The sequence below is a fragment of the Yoonia sediminilitoris genome (assembly GCF_003058085.1).
Classification (GTDB): domain Bacteria; phylum Pseudomonadota; class Alphaproteobacteria; order Rhodobacterales; family Rhodobacteraceae; genus Yoonia; species Yoonia sediminilitoris.
Genome location: NZ_QBUD01000003.1, coordinates 88,747 through 108,068, shown reverse-complemented (window position 1 = coordinate 108,068; position 19,322 = coordinate 88,747). Strand labels below are relative to the sequence as shown.

The 19,322-nt window shown below is 57.6% G+C and carries 16 protein-coding genes; 7 read left to right on the top strand and 9 right to left on the bottom strand.

Going from position 1 to position 19,322, the window contains the following annotated elements:
* Positions 1 to 177 precede the first annotated feature (177 nt).
* The 7 genes from mdoH to C8N45_RS08730 all read right to left on the bottom strand — a co-directional run bounded on the left by mdoH (position 178) and on the right by C8N45_RS08730 (position 9,552).
* The gene (gene mdoH, locus C8N45_RS08760; RefSeq protein ID WP_108385866.1) at positions 178 to 2,049 is read right to left on the bottom strand and encodes a glucans biosynthesis glucosyltransferase MdoH; all 1,872 of its coding nucleotides are present in this window, start codon (positions 2,047 to 2,049) and stop codon (positions 178 to 180) included.
* A complete protein-coding gene (locus tag C8N45_RS08755; protein WP_245882606.1) occupies positions 2,037 to 3,536 on the bottom strand; it encodes an OpgD/OpgG family glucan biosynthesis protein in 1,500 nt (499 codons plus the stop codon). The genes mdoH and C8N45_RS08755 overlap by 13 nt, the downstream gene beginning before the upstream one ends.
* Entirely contained in the window at positions 3,533 to 4,753 is a 1,221-nt protein-coding gene (locus C8N45_RS08750) for an OpgC family protein (RefSeq protein ID WP_108385864.1), read from the bottom strand. The genes C8N45_RS08755 and C8N45_RS08750 overlap by 4 nt, the downstream gene beginning before the upstream one ends.
* A gap of 32 nt (positions 4,754 to 4,785) precedes the next feature.
* Positions 4,786 to 6,153: a tetratricopeptide repeat protein gene (locus tag C8N45_RS08745; RefSeq protein WP_108385863.1), complete on the bottom strand. Its 1,368-nt coding sequence runs from the start codon at positions 6,151 to 6,153 to the stop codon at positions 4,786 to 4,788.
* A gap of 125 nt (positions 6,154 to 6,278) precedes the next feature.
* Positions 6,279 to 7,454, bottom strand: coding sequence for a CaiB/BaiF CoA transferase family protein (locus tag C8N45_RS08740; RefSeq protein WP_245882605.1), 1,176 nt, complete (start codon positions 7,452 to 7,454; stop codon positions 6,279 to 6,281).
* A 1-nt stretch (position 7,455) separates the two neighbouring features.
* A complete protein-coding gene (locus C8N45_RS08735; protein ID WP_108385861.1) occupies positions 7,456 to 9,069 on the bottom strand; it encodes a thiamine pyrophosphate-binding protein in 1,614 nt (537 codons plus the stop codon).
* Between the two features lie 15 nt (positions 9,070 to 9,084).
* Positions 9,085 to 9,552 (bottom strand): DUF302 domain-containing protein, encoded by a 468-nt coding sequence (locus C8N45_RS08730; RefSeq protein ID WP_108386068.1) that lies wholly within the window; start codon positions 9,550 to 9,552, stop codon positions 9,085 to 9,087.
* Positions 9,553 to 9,791: 239 nt separating this feature from the next.
* Between C8N45_RS08730 and C8N45_RS08725 the strand changes: the two genes are divergently transcribed.
* Genes C8N45_RS08725 through C8N45_RS08700 form a run of 6 tightly spaced genes read left to right on the top strand, consistent with a single transcriptional unit; the run spans position 9,792 to position 15,668 of the window.
* Positions 9,792 to 12,644, top strand: a complete 2,853-nt coding sequence (locus C8N45_RS08725; protein WP_108386067.1) for a monovalent cation/H+ antiporter subunit A — start codon at positions 9,792 to 9,794, stop codon at positions 12,642 to 12,644.
* Complete coding sequence (locus C8N45_RS08720; RefSeq protein WP_108385860.1) at positions 12,644 to 12,982, top strand: Na+/H+ antiporter subunit C; 339 nt, start codon at positions 12,644 to 12,646, stop codon at positions 12,980 to 12,982. Before C8N45_RS08725 ends, C8N45_RS08720 begins: the two co-directional genes overlap by 1 nt.
* Positions 12,979 to 14,511: a monovalent cation/H+ antiporter subunit D gene (locus tag C8N45_RS08715; protein ID WP_108385859.1), complete on the top strand. Its 1,533-nt coding sequence runs from the start codon at positions 12,979 to 12,981 to the stop codon at positions 14,509 to 14,511. The genes C8N45_RS08720 and C8N45_RS08715 overlap by 4 nt, the downstream gene beginning before the upstream one ends.
* 1 nt (position 14,512) lies before the next feature.
* On the top strand, positions 14,513 to 15,013 hold the full coding sequence (locus C8N45_RS08710) for a Na+/H+ antiporter subunit E (protein WP_108385858.1): 501 nt from the start codon (positions 14,513 to 14,515) through the stop codon (positions 15,011 to 15,013).
* Positions 15,010 to 15,288, top strand: a complete 279-nt coding sequence (locus C8N45_RS08705; RefSeq protein ID WP_108385857.1) for a K+/H+ antiporter subunit F — start codon at positions 15,010 to 15,012, stop codon at positions 15,286 to 15,288. Before C8N45_RS08710 ends, C8N45_RS08705 begins: the two co-directional genes overlap by 4 nt.
* A complete protein-coding gene (locus tag C8N45_RS08700; RefSeq protein WP_108385856.1) occupies positions 15,285 to 15,668 on the top strand; it encodes a Na+/H+ antiporter subunit G in 384 nt (127 codons plus the stop codon). Before C8N45_RS08705 ends, C8N45_RS08700 begins: the two co-directional genes overlap by 4 nt.
* 80 nt (positions 15,669 to 15,748) lie before the next feature.
* Here C8N45_RS08700 and C8N45_RS08695 read toward each other — a convergent pair whose 3' ends face one another.
* Positions 15,749 to 17,152 carry a surface lipoprotein assembly modifier gene (locus C8N45_RS08695; protein ID WP_168769436.1) on the bottom strand — a complete coding sequence of 468 codons (1,404 nt, stop codon included), beginning with the start codon at positions 17,150 to 17,152 and terminating at the stop codon, positions 15,749 to 15,751.
* A complete protein-coding gene (locus C8N45_RS23195) occupies positions 17,145 to 18,143 on the bottom strand; it encodes a HupA family protein (protein ID WP_168769435.1) in 999 nt (332 codons plus the stop codon). Before C8N45_RS23195 ends, C8N45_RS08695 begins: the two co-directional genes overlap by 8 nt.
* 345 nt (positions 18,144 to 18,488) lie before the next feature.
* Between C8N45_RS23195 and C8N45_RS08690 the strand changes: the two genes are divergently transcribed.
* Entirely contained in the window at positions 18,489 to 19,322 is an 834-nt protein-coding gene (locus C8N45_RS08690) for a thymidylate synthase (RefSeq protein WP_108385854.1), read from the top strand.

Here is a 19,322-nt window from a genome sequence, read left to right as displayed (position 1 = left end):
GGCGCGCTTGCCCAAACCAACGACGAAAAATAGGAAAACCGGACCCGCTAACTCTCGTTATGAATGAGGGAGCCTCGGGGGCAGGTCACCAGTATTGCGCATACCGCTTCGGGAAGACTGCGGCCAAGTTCGGTAGGTCAACTCCGAATAGTGTCATGCCGCTGGTCATCTGCTTACTCACTCCGCCGCGATCCTTGCCTGCGCCTCAAGCGTTGCGGCGGCGCGGCGGCGTTCTGCCATGGCACGACGAATGATGGGGGGCGCATTGATAATTTCTGGCGTGCCCATGTGACGGGCCGACCAGCGCCGTTTGGATAGGTCCACCCCGCTGAGCCACGACAGGGGCACAGCGAATGCGAGGCTCAGGGCGATAGGCAATAGCCACAGTGACATCAGACCCGCAGCCATCCCGAACAGGGCACAGGCACCCAAGAATGTTTCAACGGCATGAAATTTCGCCATGACAGCAAGGGAATAGTGCCCGCCTTGACGGTTCTGCGGGTTCCAGCCCACCTTGCGTCCAATGCATTTCGCCACTACGGCCTTGGTCTGCTGCACCATCAGTACCGGCGCATAAGCGATCGACAGAGCGATCTCCAGCGACATGGATGTCAGGAACTGCCAGATCCCGCCCATGTCGCGCAGCCGCAGCCCGGATTTATGGATCACGCCTGCGCCCAGAATTTTGGGCGCAATCAGCATGGCATACATAAAACCAAGAATAGCCATGCTGTTACCCGTCGACATGGTGGGCCAGTTCACCTGCGAATTGTAGCCACTGAAGTATTTGACGACGTTCGCCTCATCGCCGTTCCCCACAAGCGCCCAGATAATCAGGAGTGTGAACCATGCGGGCGACATCAAATAGCCCATAGCACCGCTGATCAGATGAAAGCGGGACAGGGCATGAAACCCACGCGCGCGCAGCAGGCCAAGGTGTTGCAGGTTGCCCTGACACCAGCGCCGGTCGCGCAACACGTAGTCGATCAGGGTTGCGGGGACTTCCTCGTAACTGCCCTGCACACCGGGCAAGAAGCGCACAGCCCATCCGGCCCGACGCAGCAAGCTGGCCTCGACGAAATCATGGCTCAGGATCAGTTCACCTTTGCCGCTTTTGGGCAAGCCGGCGCAGGCGGCAAAGGCCCGCGTGCGGATGATTGCATTATGGCCCCAATAGTTGCCGTCCTGATCTGTCCAGCGGCTTAGCCCCTCGGCCAGCGGCGCGCCGTAAACCCGGTTGGAAAACTGTTGCAGGCGGGCAAAGACAGTGCGCGCGCCAAAGATCGTCGGAAAGGACTGGATCAGCCCTGCTGCGGGGTCCTCGGCCAACGCGTCGGTCATTGCAAGGATCGCCTCACCGCTCATCAGACTGTCAGCGTCCAGCACCAGCATCGCGTCATATGCACCGCCCCAGCGTTCGACCCAGTCCGCCAGATTGCCGACCTTGCGGTCGGTGTTCTCGATCCGGCGGCGGTAATAGATATGGGCTCCCAACGGCAAGCGGGCCTGCAGGTTGAGAAAGGCGCGTTCTTCCAGTGCGGCAGCCGCATCGCCGCGGGTGTCAGACAGGATGAAAAGGGAAAAATCATGGCCGCCGTCGCGTTCAATCAGGGTGCGCATCATCGCGGCGGCATTGCCAAACACGTCGGTGGGGACTTCATTGTAAACCGGCACCAACAAGGCCACTTTCTGCGGTGCCGGATCGTGCGCCTTGGGCGTGCGCCCCTTTCCAAGAAAGAGGCTGCTGACACCGACAACAGACGTCGACACAGACAGGGCGACCCAGAAGAACGTGACCGTGATTAGCGCAATAATCGCGATTTCGACGGGGTAAAGCCCTGCCATCGCAAACCAGTTCACAATCATCGTGACAACCGCAGTTGTCACCGCAAAGGCGGGCAGAAACGCAAAGATGCGCCACCAGAATGTTGTTGTACGGTCAACGGAGCCAGGGGCTGTCTGATCTTTGTGCGGTTTGTTCAACGCCTGAATCGGCCGCGCCAATGGCACCTGCGGCGGCATCATGTCCGGGGGCTTCACACCGTCCATCTGTAGAGCCACACTTCTGTCAGCGCGTTGCCGTTCAGCAGCATTTGTGCGCGTAACTCAATCAGCGGTGCATCGCCGGGCAAGACACTGAAATTCAGGCGCAGACCCCCGGTGCCGGGGTTTTGTTGCAGGATCGGGGGTGATACCTCGCCCGCAGTGCCGCGCAGGATGATCGTCAGATCATCAAGCGGGCCCTCCAGCGCGGGGTGCGGCGCAAAATCAATCGCAAATACGGTCTTGATCTGGTCAAAACCCTTGCCGATGCGTGTGTTGATGACGCGCGCCACATCGGGCAATCCTGCGGGTTCATCGCCCCAGTCCATCCGATAGCCGATGTCATAGCGCTGGCCCGCTTGCAGCGGTTCGCGCGGGCGCCAGTAGGCAACGATATTGTCGTAAATCTCGCGATCGGCAGGGATTTCGACCAGTTCAACCGCGCCTGCGCCCCAATTGGTATCGGGTGTGATCCACAGAGACGGGCGGGCATCGTAATGCGCCTCAAGATCGGCGTAGCTTTCGGGATCGCGGTCGCGTTGCATCAGACCGAACCCGGCAGGGCTGTCATCGATAAACGCGCTGACCTCGACCGTTTTGTGGTTGGCCAAAGGCCGCCAGATGCGTTCGCCATTGCCGTTGACGATCAGCAACCCTTCGCTGTCGTGCACAGCCGGGCGGAAATCGTCAAAGCGGTTGCGGTTTGTCTCATCGAACAAAAACATCGAAGTCAGTGTGCCAAGGCCCACATGCATCAGATCTACGCGGGGGAAAAGTGTGCTTTGCACCGTGACAGTTGTCGGCGCGCCGGGTGTGATGGTGAACTGAAAGGCACCTGTGACCGAAGGCCCATCGAGCAGGGCGTGCACGATGTAGCTGTCAGCGTCGGCACGAGGGGCCTCGACCCAGAAATCGGTGAAATCGGGGAACTCTTCGCCTGCGGGGTCGCCTGTGCGCAGGGCCAGACCACGGGCAGACAGTCCGTAGGTTTGCTTGTTTGCAATCGCACGAAAGTAGCTGGCCCCCTGAAAGACCATGAATTCTTCAAAAATTTCTGGCTGGTTCAGTTCCGCCCGCAGGCGCAGGCCGGAATAGCCCATCGTGTCGTCAATCGGCAGGTCGGGGAAATCATCGGTCTTGTCAAACAGCGAGATGTCATAGGGCAGAACACGTGCCTGCCCGTCCGTGACCAGATGGATTGTCGTCGCTCGCTCCACATAAAGCCCGGCTGTAAACAGATCAATCTTGACCGGACTGTCGGTGTCGTTCCAGATCGCCTTTTTCGCGTTAAACCAAATGTGCTGGAAATCATCATAATCCATCGTGCGCCACGGCTCGGGGATCAGGGGGCGGGCGATATAATCCGTTTGCGACTTTTCGCGCGCCAGATTGATAAGCCAGTCCCGTGAAAAGGGCTGTGCCGCCTGCGCCGCAAGCTGCGCAGGCATTCCCGCGGCGGCCATCAACGCCAGAAATGTGCGACGATCAATCACGGTTTGGACTGTCCTTTCACGGGCTGGCCTTTCCACGGTTGTCCTTTGAACCAACCAGCAAGATAGGCCGTTGCCAGCAAGATGGCAAAACCAGCAATGTTGGCGGCCGCAACGGGCAGCGGGCTGTTGCCGGCGACATCCAGGGCAAAGCCCAGCAGCCGGGACAAAACGATCGACACAAGAAAGACCGCCAGCGACTGTTGGCCGACCTTGGTGATCTGGGCCACGACCCCGCGCCAGAGCCTTGCCAGAAATGTCATGCCGGATGCGCGCAGATGGCGGCCTTGCGGGCCTGCGATGACCCAGCCGAAATAGGCGACCGCCAGAAAGTGGATATACCGAAAGATACCGCTGTCTGTTTTGGTGATCCACATCGCGTTGTCTGATCGCCATTCTCTTGCCCATGTCCAGCCAAATTCGCGCATCGCCACGAGTGACACGGTAAAACTGGCCAGCAACACCAAGGCCACAAGCCCAATCATCCATTTGTTCACCGGCGGGGCGGGTATCCAGCCGCGCATAAGGGCGAAGCCAGTGAAAAAGATCAGTTGCCAGCCGAACGGGTTAAAAAACCATGCGCGGTCCGACCACGGCTCTGCGGGCAGATCAATTTGCAACCAGCCAAGACCGACGGATGTCAGCAACTGCCCCTGCGCCATGAGCCAGACAAGGGCCACAAAAGCGCCGACCAGCCATGGGTTGACGCGCGACAAGGCCATCACAATCGGCACCATCAGCAAAATCATCATATACATCGGCAGGATGTCGAAAAAATTGGGCACATAAGTCAGCGTGAAAAGTCCAACCAACTGCGGGCCGGTATCGTTGAAGAACCGGCCAAGGTTGAGCGATCCAATATAGTTCTTGTCAAACATGCCCGCCTGATCGAAAGCCGCCAACAATGCCGCTGTCAGCAGGAAAGTCGCGATATGGGCCCAGTAAATCTGCCAGACCCGGAACATGATCCGCGACGTGCCCAACAGCCACCCGCGTCGGTCATAGGTCCGACCGAATGCCACGGCAGAGGCCATGCCGGAACAGAAGACAAAGATCTCTGCCGCGTCCGAAAAGCCGAAACGGGCGGGGATCCACTGGTTCCACCAGTTGCCCGGCGTGTGCGCCATCAAGATGATAAACATCGCGATCCCGCGATAGAAATCCAGTCGCGGATCGCGGATCGTGGGGGTCTGGACCGCGTGAGATGGGGATATCGTCATGTTTTTCAATTATTTGAGCCTTCGCGCAGAACTTAGGCTACGACATGCGAACCGGCACCCGCAGCCCGTCGACCTTCTGCTATCAACCATTGCCGCGCCGCAGCATAGCCGTCAATGCGTCCATTACGCCGGGCGGTGCGTTGGGCAAGAAATGTCTCGGCCTGATTGAGCAGGCCCGCACGAATACCACTGTCAATCGTAAGCCTTTCAAAGACGTCCCTCTGGGCATGGCTGCCACCTGCCTCCTGCAAATTGCCATGTGCCTTGGCTAGGTTGGCAAAGGCGGCTTCAAATCGGGCCTCGCCAAACGCCTCAAGGCCGGCTGCTGCAGCCAGTCCGGGGTCTGCCATCGCTTTTTGCATATCGGTGCGGCCTTCCCTGGCGTCCTTGTGCAAGCGCCCCATCATTGATGCTATTGCCGTGTCTCGATTGTCACCAACCAAGGCCAGCATGTAATGCAGGTCCGCAAAGATCAGGCAGCCATCTTCGGTCCGGTTGGCCGCCAGATCGGCCAACTCTTCCCAGCGGCTCCCGACATTCACACCTTCAAGCTCCAGACGGCTGAGGAGTGATGTCGCGTTCGAGATGTCGCGGTAGTCGTCGGTTTTGTCATTGCGAATTTTCTGGTCGTAAAGGTCCAGTACGATGTCAATCTCGCCCAGATCAAGGTGCATCAGGGCTTTATGCCACCAGACGTGATAGCGGAAGTTGTTGCAGTGCGCCCATGCATTTTCACGCCCCGCCAGCCACTTGATGCCGCCAGCGGCGTCGGCTGTCATGTCGTGCACATGGGCGACGGCATGTAGACCCCAGGCATCATCAGGGGCAAGCAGCAGCGCCTTGCGTCCCGCGACTTGCGCCGCGTGGTAATCGCCGGTTTCTTCCAATGCAAAGGCGTGACAGCCCAGCAGATAGCCATATCCCGGATGGGTGTTGTCGTATGACGGCATGACGCTTTCAATCATCCTGCGCATCCCGACGTTGTCGCCGACAACAAAGCGCACAGCATGATCCAGCTTCATGGCCAGCGTGTCGGTGGGGTTTTGCGCTAGGGCGGCTTCGAAATGGTGCAGGGCGGCTTTGGGGTGGCCTTGCATCCAGACGCGCAGCGCCTCAAGAAAATGCTGCTCGCGGGTGGATATTGGGCGGGCACGCTGTGCGGCCTGAGCGGTCTCACACGCCTCTTGGGCGGTCGCGAAAAGTTCCTTGCGGCCCAGAAGGATATAGAACATCGCCTTGACGGTATGTCCAAGTGCGAAATCCGGTTCGGCTGTCAGGGTCTCGGCCAGATGGACCGGCGTACCTGCCCCGTGAGCAAGGAAGGCAAGCTGGGTTTTGTTCCATCTGTCCAGCGCTGCCGTGGTGGTCAGCGTGGTTTCTTGGCCAAAAATATCCTGCATCGTCTCTCCGATCGCTGTCTCAGTCTGTCTGCATGGGTATCAGTCCCGCCGCGCACAAACATCACACAGGGCCGTGATTGACGAACCTGTCATATATTGTTTCAATTGAACATAAGCATTCAATTTCAGGGCTTTATCTTAAGCCTTGCCAGCACGTCCGCTGTATCTTGCCCGAGTGTTGGCGGCGGACGTCTGTAATCAACCGGCGTGGCCGAGAATTTCAGCGGATTGCCGATCAGATCGACCTTACCGCTTTCGGCAGCATCACTATTGATCGTTACGGCCATATCGCGGGCGGCTACCTGATCCGAGCCAAAAACCTGATCAACCGTCTGTACCGGTCCGACGGGCACCCCACATCCCTCAAGACCGGCGATCATCTGTGCCGTGGAAAGCGCCGCAATCGCCGGGGTCAACGCCGCGATCAGCGCCGCGCGATTTTCCAGCCGCGCGCTGTTGGTGGCAAAGCATGGATCAGCAGGCAACGCTTCCAGTCTCAGGAAGCCGCAGAAACGTTTGAACTGGCCATCGTTGCCGACAGCCACGATGACATGCCCATCGGCCGTCTCGAACACTTGATATGGCGCAATATTGGGATGCCCGTTACCGCGTCGCACTGGTGCTTTTCCGGTTGCCAGATAGCTAGTTCCTTCGTTGATCAGCCATGCGACCTGACTATCGACCAGTGCCAGATCAATATGCTGGCCTGCACCGGTCTGGTCGCGGTGGCGCAGCGCCGCCAGAATGCCTACGCTGGCGTACATGCCACACATCACGTCTGCGATGCCCACGCCAACCTTCATCGGTTCGCCGTCAGGTTCGCCGGTCAGTGACATGATCCCGCCATAGCCCTGCGCCATCAGGTCATAGCCCGGCTTGTGGGCATTGGGGCCGGTTTGCCCATACCCCGAGATTGAGCAGTAGATCAGCGCCGGGTCAGCCGCGCACAGCGTGGCTGCATCCAGACCGTATTTTGCCAAGCCGCCGGGTTTGAAGTTCTCGATCACGATGTCGGATTGTGCGGCGATGGCCCGGACTGTGCCTTGCCCTTCGGGGGTGGAAATATCGACGGCAACAGACAGTTTGTTACGGTTGGCGCAAAGAAAATAGGCTGACAGATCGGTTGGGGCACCATCCTTGCCTGTCACAAAGGGGGGCCCCCATGAGCGGGTGTCGTCACCGCCGTTCGGGTTTTCTATCTTGATAACTTCAGCGCCCAGATCGCCCAGCAGCTGGGTGCATGTCGGCCCCGCCAGAATACGGCTCAGGTCCAGAATGCGAATGCCGTGAAGTGGTCCCATGTCAAATACGTCCGTCATATGATTGTTGTGCAATCTTTGCTGCAATCAAGGTAAAGCTGTCGGCGTTCAGCGCATCCTGCAATGCCGCGGTGAGTTCCGTGCGGTCGCTGACGGTGACACCGTTGCCACCAAAGGCCTGCGCCACGGCAGCATAGTCGTGATGCACGAAATCGACGCCACGGTTGTCCATCTGCCGCTGCCGCTGTTTCAGTTCGATCAGCGCAAGCGAGGCATCGACAAAGACAACGAAAATCGTGTTCTGGCCAAGCTCTGCGGCTGTTGCCAACTCGCCTGCGACCATCAAAAGGCCCGCGTCGCCTGAAAAGCTGATGACGGGCTGATCCGGTGCTGCGATTTTGGCGCCGATGGCAAGGGGCACAGCACAGCCCATCGTGCAAAGGCCCGATGATTGCAGCAATTTGCGCGGGGCAGGGCATGTCCACATCTGCGACAGCATGATGCGGTGCGCGCCACTGTCGACGGTCGCAATAGTTTCGGGTGGCATCACATTGCGGCAGGTGTCGATTACGGCACCCGGTCCCCATGGCTCATCCGTTGGAAAGGCGGCGGCAAGGGCAGACTTCAATGCGGGCACCTGACCTTCGGCCCATGTGGCCTGCGGGGCGGTGCCTGCGGACAAACAATTCAGGGCGGCGCCCGTATCAGCGATGAAACTGAGTGTGGCCTGATGCATGTAGTGGTGGTTGGGCGCTGCATGAATGTCGATGACATTCTGTTGCACAGGGTCCCATGCGCTCTGCCAGCCTGTGCGCATTTCAATCGGATCATAGCCAACCAGAATGATCAGGTCAGCCTCTGCCACAAAGGGCAACAAATGCCTGTCCGCAAGTGGTGACAAGCCTGCGCCCCCCAGCGCCAAAGGGTGATCTTCGGGGATGATACCTTTGGCCTTGTATGTGGTCATCACCGGCACGCCGAAGGTTTCGGCAAATTGCTGCACATCCGCTGCGGCACCGTCTTTCAGCACATCCAGTCCGGCCAGCATAACAGGGCGTTTTGCCTGCGCGAGCCAGTCACGCGCGGTGCGCAGATCAGCACCGGTCGGGGCCACAGGACTGGCAGGGGCGCGGCTGCCATTCATCGGCTGTGCGGTCTGTTCGGCCACCGCAATCGGCACGTCGATATGCACTGGGCCCGCGCGCCCTTCTGTGGCGATTCCGACGGCTTTGTCGGCGATGATACCCGCCGCCGGGGCATTGAGGGTGAATGTGGCCTTCGTGATCGGTTCGAGTACTCTACGATGATCCAGCACCTGATGGGTATAGGTTTCGGCCTCGGCGGCATCGACACAGCCGGTCAAGACAATCAGTGGCACCCGGTCCTGCTGTGCATTTGCAATCACGTTCACGCCGTTCATTGCACCGGGGCCAACGGTTGCCACCAGAATGGCAGGGGCACCATCCAAGTGATGCACCCCCTCGGCCATAAAACCGGCGGCATTTTCATGTTTGGTCAGGACGAAACGAATACCCGCTTTTTCCAGCGCATCAATCAGGGTCAGTACTTCGCCACCGGGCATCCCGAACGCATGGCGGCATCCTGCGTCGTAAAGACGGCGTGCCAAAACATCAGCGGCACGAAGAGACTGTAACATTTGGAAATCCTAGGCTTATTGTATTGCGTCCGCAGCGATGGCGGCAAAAACCGCATCCAGTTCGCTTGCAGCTAACATCAGGTCCGGCCCTGCGTCCAGCGCATAGGGCGCAAAGACAAAGGTGGGTTTCTTGTAGGAAAGAGTGGCAACGCCATCGTTTTCTTCGGTCAAGTAGAACCGCACTGGGGCTTCGATCATCGCGGACACGGAAGCATCCAGAATTCGAACCGCAAAGACATTGTTGAACACGCCAACAACCCGGTTTTGCGGAATGATAATGCCGCGTTGCGCGGCGGCGCCCGTTGGTCCGGCCTGAGTCACAACAGCCATGCCGTTTTCGCGGACTGCCGCGCGCAGGTCGCCAAGAAGTGCATCAAAGGGTTTGTCGGTCGGCTCTACCACCCAGCCATCGCGTGGCTGTACCGAATCTGCAAGCGCTGGCGGGCCCGTCAGCAAAATGAGAACCAAAATGAAAAAGCGCATGTAATGTCCTAGCTGGTGAAGTTCTGCCACAGCCATAGATGAAAAGCATGTTGCAGTGTTTCAAATGCATGTGTGCAGATTGAAGAAGGCAGCGACCGGTTTATGTTGAGGGTCCAAGTTTGAGTTTTTGGCACCTGTGTCAACTTTTTCGCCGCAATACTGTGGGTTTCGCTTGAGAAAGTTGGAATTCTCAACCAGTAAGGTGAGACGTTTTTGGGCCCTTAAGATCAGGAGTGCGCGTGTCCCTCTTCTTTATCGTCGCCTTACCCTTTGTGGGTGCGCTGTTACCCGGATTGATGAATTCCGCGGGCCGCCAAGCCTGTGCCGGCGTGACATTTACTGTCACGCTCGCAGCATTGATCGGCTTGCTTAGCAATCTGCCTGCGGTCATAGCGGGCGAAACCGTGACCACCGGGATTGATTGGCTTCCCCTGCTAGGGCTGAATTTCAACCTTATGCTGGATGGGCTGGGCTTCTTCTTTGCCTGTTTGATCCTTGGGATCGGCCTTTTGATCATCGCCTATGCGCGCTTTTACCTGGCCCGCGAAGACAACATGGGCGAGTTTTTTACCTATCTGCTGCTGTTTCAGGGCGCGATGGTAGGAATTGTTCTGTCTGACAACATTCTGCTTTTGCTGATTTTCTGGGAGCTCACGTCGCTTTCGTCTTTCCTGCTGATCGGTTATTGGAAACATCTGCCCGAGGGACGGCAGGGCGCGCGCATGGCGCTTGCCGTGACCGGCATGGGTGGTCTGGCGATGATTGGTGGCATGTTGATCCTTGGCCAGATCGTGGGCAGTTATGACCTCAGCGTCATTCTGCAAAACCGCGAAATGATTCAGGCGTCGCCTCTGTATCTGCCCGCGCTTATCCTGATCTTGCTGGGTTGTTTCACCAAATCCGCCCAGTTCCCGTTCCATTTCTGGTTGCCGCACGCGATGGCGGCCCCCACGCCAGTGTCGGCCTATCTGCACTCGGCCACGATGGTCAAAGCGGGTATTTTCCTGATGGCGCGCATGTGGCCGGTGCTATCGGGGACAACCGAATGGTTTGTGATCGTCACGTCAGCGGGCCTGATCACGATGGTTTTGGGGGCGGTGATTGCGCTATTCAAGCATGACCTCAAGGCGCTGCTGGCCTTTTCGACCGTCAGCCATCTGGGACTGATCACCATGCTGCTGGGCACGGGCACAGCATTCGGGGCGATGGCAGCGGTGTTTCACATCCTCAACCACGCGACGTTCAAGGCGGCCTTGTTCATGTCGGCAGGGATCATCGACCACGAGGCACACACCCGCGATATCCGCAGGCTTGGCGGTTTGCGCAAACTGATGCCTGTGACGTTTGTCATTGCTACGTTGGCGGCCTTGTCGATGGCAGGGATTCCATTGCTGAACGGCTTTTTATCCAAGGAAATGATGCTGGAAGAGGCGTATCACACCGTCCTGTTCGAAAATCACTGGCTTGTGCCCGCGCTTGCGACCTTTGGATCGCTCTTCTCGGCGGCCTACTGTTTCCGCCTGATCGGTCATGTTTTCCTTGGGCCGGTGCGCGATGACTACCCTGCCAAACCGCATGACCCGCCCTTTGGCCTTTGGGGGCCACCTGCGTTTCTTGTGTCGCTTGTCGTGCTGATCGGGGTCGCACCCTTTCTGGCAGAGCCGTTTGTCAAGCTTGTCACAGCCTCTGTGCTTGGCGAGGCGGCAGAGGTGCCCAAGAACTACATCAAGATCTGGCACGGGCTTGTACCTGCGCTCTATATGTCCATCATTGCCGTTGTTGGTGGGCTGTTGGTTCTGGCGATCTTCAGACCATTGTTGCGCGCATGGGATGCAGCCCCACGGCCCGAGGCAAAGACAATTTTTGAAGCGCTGATCGCGGCGGTTGTGGCGCTGGCGCAAAAAATCATCCAGCCGCTGCATGACGGGGCATTCACGCGCTATGCAGGCATCATGGCGATCACGGTTGTGGCTGCAGGCTATCATGCGTTTGCCACCGGCACGATTGGCGAAGCGACAAGGACCATGCAGCCGATCACACCGATTGCAGCGGCGGGATGGTCTATGTTGGTGGCCGCGACGCTTGCGCTGGTGTTCATGCACCGCAACCGGTTTTTTGCACTGATCCTGATTGGAATTGTCGGGCTGATGGTGTCAGTCGCGTTTGTCTATTTCAGCGCGCCTGATCTGGCGCTGACACAGTTTACGGTCGAAGTGGTGACCATTATCCTTCTGCTTTTGGCGCTCAACTTTCTGCCAAACCGGACCCCGATTGAAAGCAGCAGCCTGCGGCGCGTCCGTGATGGCGCCATCGGGATAGCGGCAGGGGTGGCGACGATGGCCCTGTCCTACTACTACCTGCTGCGCGACACGGTCAGCCCGTCGATTTCGGAATTCCACCTTGCCAACTCCTACAAAGGCGGGGGCGGGACCAACGTGGTCAATGTGATCCTTGTGGATTTCCGGGGCTTTGACACATACGGCGAGATTATCGTGCTGGGGATTGCTGCCCTGTTGATCTATGCGCTGACCGAAACGCTTTTGTCCGGACCGGTGCGCGCGCGTTTGCTGAACCGCAAACCGGACCAGCCCCGGGCGGGAGATATGCACCCAACGATGATGGTTGTGCTGACCCGCGTGATGATGCCGGTTGTGCTGATGGTGGGCTTTTATATCTTCCTGCGCGGGCACAATGAACCGGGTGGCGGGTTTATCGCCGGTCTGATCGTGTCAATTGCCGTGGTGATGCAATATATGGCCAGCGGCTTTAGCTGGGCGTCTGCGCGTCTGCGTTATCCTTATCATGGGGTGATCGGGGCAGGGGTCCTGATTGCGGGACTGACGGGCATCGGGTCATGGTTTGTATCCAAACCTTTCCTGACCTCCGACTTCACCTATGTGCGCATTCCGCCATTCTACAAATTTGAACTGGCGACAGCTGCTCTGTTTGATCTTGGGGTTTTCCTTGCGGTGGTCGGGGCGGTCATGCTGTCGCTTGAAAGTTTCTCGCGATTGGCGCGCCGCGCCCATGTACCGGAAAGTGAACATCCGATGGATATCGATCCATCCCGTGAAGAGCGGGAGGCCGTGTAATGGAGCTGCTTGTTGCATCCGCAATCGGACTTTTGACCGCCGCTGGCATCTATCTGGTGCTGAGGCTGCGGACTTTCCCGGTGATCCTTGGAATTTCGTTGCTGACCTATGCGGTGAATGTGTTCCTGTTTGCGTCTGGTCGCCTGACCATCGGTGCACCGCCGATTCTGACCGACGCGACAAACTACACCGATCCGCTGCCGCAAGCGCTTGTCCTGACAGCGATTGTGATTTCATTCGGAATGACAGCCGTGGTCGTGATGATTGCACTGGGGGCCTATCTGGGGGCGGATGACGATCACGTCGATGACCGGTCTGAGACGGAGGATGCGTCATGACCCATTGGCTGATCCTTCCGATTATTCTGCCGGCCTTCCTTGCGCCATTTATTGTGTTCGCGGCACGTTATCACATTGGTATTCAGCGGGTCGTGTCGATTGCAGGGGTCGTTGCCATGATTGCGACGGCTGCCGGTCTGGTTTGGCAGGCATCTGACGGAACAGTCACGCTATACCAGTTGGGCGATTGGGCGGCCCCTTTCGGGATTGTGCTGGTCGGCGACCGGTTATCGACCATGATGGTGCTGCTGACAGCTGTCTTGGCGCTGTTTGTGCTGCTTTATGCGGTCGGGTCACGCTGGGATGAGCGCGGACGCCATTTCCACGCCCTTTTCCAGTTCCAGCTGATGGGCATCATGGGGGCGTTCCTGACAGGCGACCTTTTTAACCTGTTTGTCTTTTTCGAAGTTCTGTTGATTGCTTCTTATGGTCTGATGATCCACGCGGGGGGCAATGCGCGGCTCAAGGCGGGGGTGCAGTATGTACTGTTCAACCTGCTGGGCTCGACCTTGTTCCTGTTTGCGCTGGGGTCCATCTATGCCGAAACGGGCACGTTGAATATGGCCGATCTGGCGCAACGGGTGACGCTGATTGATCCGGCTGCGAGCGTCGGCATCCGTATTGCGGCCGTCCTGCTGATATTGGTCTTTGCGATCAAGGCCGCCATCGTGCCACTGCATTTCTGGCTGCCATCCAGCTATGCCGAGGCGCCAGCACCCGTCGCGGCCCTGTTTGCGATCATGACAAAAGTCGGGGCCTATGCGATCATTCGGGTCTATACGTTGATTTTCCCGCCCGATCTGGAGGTCACTGCAGGGATGCAGACGATGTGGCTATTGCCAGCGGCGCTGATTTCTCTGGCAATTGGGATGGTCGGCGTGCTTGCGGCGCGCAAACTTGACCGGTTGGTGGCCTTTTCGGTGATTGGATCAATGGGGATGGTGATGGTGGCAATTGCGCTGTTTACCCCGGCAGGGATCGCGGCGGCGCTTTACTATATCGTGCATTCCACTCTGGCGGGGGCCGCGTTGTTCCTGATTTCCGATCTGGTGCGGGCAGGGCGAAACAACCTTGATCTGACTGCACAGCCGCCAGTGGCTGGCGCTGCGATGACGGCGGGGCTTTTCTTTGTGGCGGCCATCGCGATGGCGGGTCTGCCGCCGTTGTCGGGCTTTATCGGCAAACTGCTGATCCTGAGCGCGGGATTCACCACTGCGCAGATGGCATGGATCTGGACCATTATCCTGAGCGCCAGCCTGATCAGCGTCGTGGGTTTTGCCCGCGCGGGCAGCGTGATCTTTTGGAAAGCCAACAGCCTTGAACCAACCGAGGCAGTCGCCCGGCCGGGCAACCTGTCTTATGTGGCGGTGTCCGGACTGGTCGCCCTGTTGATCGCGCACACGGTCTTTGCAGGGCAGATGCACCGGTACACGACCGCGATGGCGGTGCAACTTTTCGCACCCGATGCCTATGTTGCCACGGTCCTGGACACGCCGGGCAAGTTGAGCAAACCGCAGGAGGATCACTGACATGCCGCGCGCCTTCTACTGGCTGATGCCGCACCCACTGCTGACGATCCTTTTGACTGTTGTCTGGATACTGCTGCAGAATAAACTGTCCGCAGGAATGCTGGTGTTTGGCCTGATCCTTGGCATTATCATTCCTGTTATCACGCAAGCTTGGTGGCCGGACCGGCCAAACCGCTTTCGGATGAGCAAGATGATCAGCTATTCCATGGTTGTGATCCGGGATATTCTGGTGGCCAACGTGCAGGTGGCGATCATCGTGCTGACGCGCTCCAACGAAAGCTTGCGTCCTGCATGGATCGTGATCCCGCTGGACCTCAAACAGCCCGAAGCAATCACGGTGCTTGCCGGGACAATCACGCTGACACCGGGGACTGTGTCTGCGGACTTGTCTGATGAGGGGCATAGCTTGTTGGTGCATGTGCTTGACACCGACGACCCCGATGCCGTGCGCGACGAAATCAAGGACCGATACGAGCGTCGCTTGAAGGAGATATTCGTATGATCGCCCTAATGAACATTTCCATTTCGATTGCATTTGTTGCCGTCGTTTTGTCGCAAGCCTTGTGCATGGTGCGTCTGGTCAAAGGGCCCGGCAGCGGTGATCGCATTCTGGCACTGGACACGATGGTGCTGAACGCTATCGGGTTGATCGTGCTTCTGGGGATTTCCCAAGGGGTGCAAATCTATTTCGAAGTGGCGATGATTATCGCGATGCTGGGGTTTGTATCGACCGTCGCACTCGCCCGGTTTATCTTGCGGGGGGACATTATCGAATGACTGAACTTGCCGCTGCCCTTGTTGCTTTCTGTCTGATTGTCGGGTCCATCTTTGCGATGGTCGGCGCGATTGGTCTGCTGAAATTCAACGATTCAATGACACGTCTGCACGCCCCGACCAAAGTCGGCACCGTGGGGATCGGGGCGCTGTTGCTGGCCTCGATGATCCATTCTTGGGCCTTTGGTGATGGGTCACTGCACGAGGTGCTGATCATGGCCTTCCTTTTTGTGACTGCGCCAATTTCGGCCAATTTCATCGCCAAGGTGAATATTCACAAAGGGGCCTGTGTGACGCCACCATCGCCGTCACGCGACGATACCTGGTCTACGCTGAACGTTCCCGAGGAAGATCGGGAATTGGCTGATACCAGCCAAAACTGAAGCCAGTCGTAGCGATAGCCTGTGCTTTAACGCAGGCTGAAAGGCACACCATTTTTTCGGGCTGCCATTTGCGATAGACGTCAGAACGCTGAATTTATCGTCAATTGGGTCGAGATTGAGTTGCGCGTGAACCGGCTAACATTGCTTTCCGTATCAGTGCCCTGAATGGAAATGCCGGGGCTAAAACCTGCATATTCGAATTCAGGAAAGTCCAATTCGATTCCGTAGAAATAGCCTTCGTCCTGGCGGCCGTCAGCAAATGACAGAAAATACGACGGGTAGTCGGCTCTTTTGATCCCGGCGCTGACACTGACTGATACCGGGCCAATCGGCTCTGCCCAGCCGTAGCCCACCTCCCAAGACCATTCGTCATAGGTGTAGTTGATGCTTTCGCTTTCACTGTCGAGCTTGGTATAGCTCGTGCTGATCCGGTCGCCATTGCCAAGCCGGTAAGACAGGCCGGCAATCAGGGTCGTCCGGCGAACCTGCCCTGTGTTTTCGTTTTCATGTTCCTGAATCTCGCGGCGACCGACCAATTGCAGAGTTGTGTCCTCAGTCAGGGCGCGGCTGAAACTCAGGGTGGCACGGTTGAAGTCGTAAATCCGCTCTTCACCGAACTCCAGCAGGCCGGTGTCATACCGCACGCCAACAGTGCCGATTTCCAGTGCGCGGTCATAGCTGACGCCGACGCTCAGGTAGTCCAGACCGAACTGTGCTGCGTCCAGCTGGACCGTTTCAGCGATCCCTTCAGTGGACCGTCCGCTCTGGATGGCCGCTTCATAGAATGGATTTTCCACCACTTCATCGCGCAGCTTCACGCGGGCCGCCTGATATTGCAGGGATACAGAAGCGCGATCAACGGGGCTTTCATGGAACCGATAGCTTGTCCCGAAATTCAGCGAGGCCCGCACGCCGGGCTGTGCGACTGCATCGGCAGAGAATGTCTGCGTCAACACACCGACGGTGCCGCCATCCGCATCGTCAACGCCGCCGTTGACGTTGTTGGACGGGGCAACTGAAAAGCCGATGCTTGTTGACCAAGGGTTTGCGCGGCGGACTGTTCTGGCGTCGGCAAGCGTGCGTTCACGCTCGGAATCGTTGGGTACATAGATCAGCGCGCGCCGCAGCCAGAAGGTTGAAAGCGTAAAGCGTTCTTCGTTTGCCGCAGCCAGTGCCGTCAGACGGGCGGCCTCATAGGCCTGAATATCATTCTGGGCCAGCCTGTAGGCGCGGGCACCCGCGATGCGTCCTTGGGTGGCCTGTCCGACACGAGGGGCCCCTGCGGCAACAAGCAGCAACGCTTCGCGATCATCAGGGTTCACCTGCAAAAGCCCACGTGCAATTTGCAGGGCAAGCTCTGTTTCGCCCGCAAAAAGCGCCCGCCTCGCAATCACGCTGGCCTCGTCAATAGGAATATCGACTGTGGTTTGTGCAATTGCAGCCTGCCCAAACAGGCAAGCCGCAAGCAAGATCGCTTTATTCATCAATGTCGTCGACGTTGCCACACGCCGTCGTTGGCGCCCCCTGACCGCATTGACTGAGGACAAAGATACCGAATTCCTTCTCGTCATCAGACGCGTCATCAAAATCTTGGATCGCAATACCACCAGCGACACTGCTGGCGTCGGTGCCACCAAACGCACCAGAATATGTACCGATTGACGAAACAGAACCACCACTATTGACGAACTCGACAGCGCCACGGAACGTTCCATCTGCGTTGATCGCGTCAGGCGTCAACACAATTTCGGGCGCCGCAGACGGGGTTCCACCTTCGTTCACCCGGTTTTGGATTGCGCCGTTCAAAGAGCTGTCCGTAAAGTCTGCATTGATAAAAACGTTGCCCGTCACAGTAGTTGAACGACTTGGAACAACGCTGCCTGTCGCTCCGGAATTATCAAGCAGGTCATCTGTGCGGCCAAGATTTAGCAGACCGGCGTATCTGCCTGCATAGCTGGCCAATCCGCTTGTCGGGGCAACATAGTCGGTCGCACTGTAGGTCACACCGCCAAAGAACTTGAGGAACTGCCCACCGTCTGCAGCGACGATTGCTGTGGCGTTCCCATCAGCCGAGCGCCCTGCCAAGGCGGTAAATGCACGGTCGCGACCATCATCTTGCTGACTGAATGCACGATACTGAGTGCCTGAGAATTGCGTTTCACGGTCCGTATCACGGGCATAGACCTGATCAAGATCGTCACCGTCCAGCGTAATCTGCACAGTCACCTGTCCTGCACCACTGGTGCTATAACTGCCCGCTTTCACGTCACCTGCGACTGGGCCGAAAACACCGTTCACGGCCGGTATGCCTTCGGGGTTGAGCGGATCATCCTCAATCACGTCCGGGGTAGACGCGGGGGGGGATGTGGGGGTTTCCGTCGCCGGTTCTTCCTCGTCTCCATCGAAATTGAGCGGCTGGTCGTCACAGGCGGCCAGCAACGCCAGTAGCGCGGCGGCTGTTGCAAATCTTGTCATGGTATTCTGCCTCTTCGCTTTTTTCTTTGGGCATAACATCTTGCGCGCCTTTTCTTATGTCAACATTCAACCCAAGCCACCTGTATATTGGCGACGGGCTATGGAGGAATTACCACAGACGTCCCTTGCTTCTGACTCCAGAATTAGGCCTTTGTTAGGCAACAATATAGTTAATAAAGGGCGACTGTATTCCAGAAAACCCAGATAAAATGCCTTATGATTATAGAATTACGCATTTTCCGCCTCCGGGCAGCGTTCCTTTACATGCGCACCCATCTGATTGCATAACAGCCTAAACCTTGGCACGATGGAGTTCGGTCAGAGGAACGAGAGTCGAGGATAAAATTGCAGCAGTATCATGATGCGCTGAACGCCATTCTGGAATTCGGCGAGGAATCAACCGACCGCACAGGGACAGGCACACTATCCTATTTCGGTATGCAGTCGCGCTATCGGCTTGCTGACGGGTTTCCGTTGGTTACAACCAAGAAGCTGCACTTGCGCTCGATCATCCACGAACTTTTGTGGTTCCTGTCAGGGGACACGAACATCAGATACCTGAAAGAAAACGGCGTTTCGATCTGGGATGAATGGGCCGATGAAAATGGCGATCTGGGCCCTGTCTATGGCCATCAGTGGCGCGCATTTCCCGCCCTTGAATCCACAGGGCAGTCACAGGAGGGCGCACCGCTTTTTACTGCGGGAGGCATTGACCAGATTGCGAACCTGATCGAGATGATCAAGACGTCACCCGACAGCCGCCGCCTGATCGTGTCTGCATGGAACCCCGCAGATGTGCCCCGCATGGCACTGCCACCGTGCCACACCATGTGGCAAGTGCGGGTGCTGAATGGCCGCGTGCATCTGCAACTGTACCAACGCTCTGCCGACATGTTTCTGGGCGTGCCATTCAACATCGCGTCTTACGCGCTGCTGCTCGAGATGATCGCCCATGTGACAGGCTATGAGGCTGGTGAATTCGTCCATACGCTTGGCGATGCGCACATCTATTCCAACCATATGGAGCAGGTGGCATTGCAGCTATCGCGGACCCCCAAGGCCTTGCCGAAATTGCAGATCAAACGCGACGTAGCTTCTATTTTCGATTTCCGTTTTGAGGATTTCGAAATCATTGGCTATGATCCGGATCCTGCAATTCGCGCACCCGTGGCGGTCTGA

Bases quoted from the DNA above. Each gene is read 5' to 3' on its own strand.
- C8N45_RS08730 (WP_108386068.1), bottom strand. From the start codon at position 9,552: ATGCGCTTTTTCATTTTGGTTCTCATTTTGCTGACGGGCCCGCCAGCG.
- C8N45_RS08735 (WP_108385861.1), bottom strand. From the start codon at position 9,069: ATGTTACAGTCTCTTCGTGCCGCTGATGTTTTGGCACGCCGTCTTTAC.
- C8N45_RS23195 (WP_168769435.1), bottom strand. From the start codon at position 18,143: ATGACAAGATTTGCAACAGCCGCCGCGCTACTGGCGTTGCTGGCCGCC.
- C8N45_RS08750 (WP_108385864.1), bottom strand. From the start codon at position 4,753: ATGACGATATCCCCATCTCACGCGGTCCAGACCCCCACGATCCGCGAT.
- C8N45_RS08745 (WP_108385863.1), bottom strand. From the start codon at position 6,153: ATGCAGGATATTTTTGGCCAAGAAACCACGCTGACCACCACGGCAGCG.
- C8N45_RS08715 (WP_108385859.1), top strand. From the start codon at position 12,979: ATGACCCATTGGCTGATCCTTCCGATTATTCTGCCGGCCTTCCTTGCG.
- mdoH (WP_108385866.1), bottom strand. From the start codon at position 2,049: ATGGACGGTGTGAAGCCCCCGGACATGATGCCGCCGCAGGTGCCATTG.
- C8N45_RS08720 (WP_108385860.1), top strand. From the start codon at position 12,644: ATGGAGCTGCTTGTTGCATCCGCAATCGGACTTTTGACCGCCGCTGGC.
- C8N45_RS08700 (WP_108385856.1), top strand. From the start codon at position 15,285: ATGACTGAACTTGCCGCTGCCCTTGTTGCTTTCTGTCTGATTGTCGGG.
- C8N45_RS08740 (WP_245882605.1), bottom strand. From the start codon at position 7,454: ATGGGACCACTTCACGGCATTCGCATTCTGGACCTGAGCCGTATTCTG.
- C8N45_RS08695 (WP_168769436.1), bottom strand. From the start codon at position 17,152: ATGAATAAAGCGATCTTGCTTGCGGCTTGCCTGTTTGGGCAGGCTGCA.
- C8N45_RS08705 (WP_108385857.1), top strand. From the start codon at position 15,010: ATGATCGCCCTAATGAACATTTCCATTTCGATTGCATTTGTTGCCGTC.
- C8N45_RS08710 (WP_108385858.1), top strand. From the start codon at position 14,513: ATGCCGCGCGCCTTCTACTGGCTGATGCCGCACCCACTGCTGACGATC.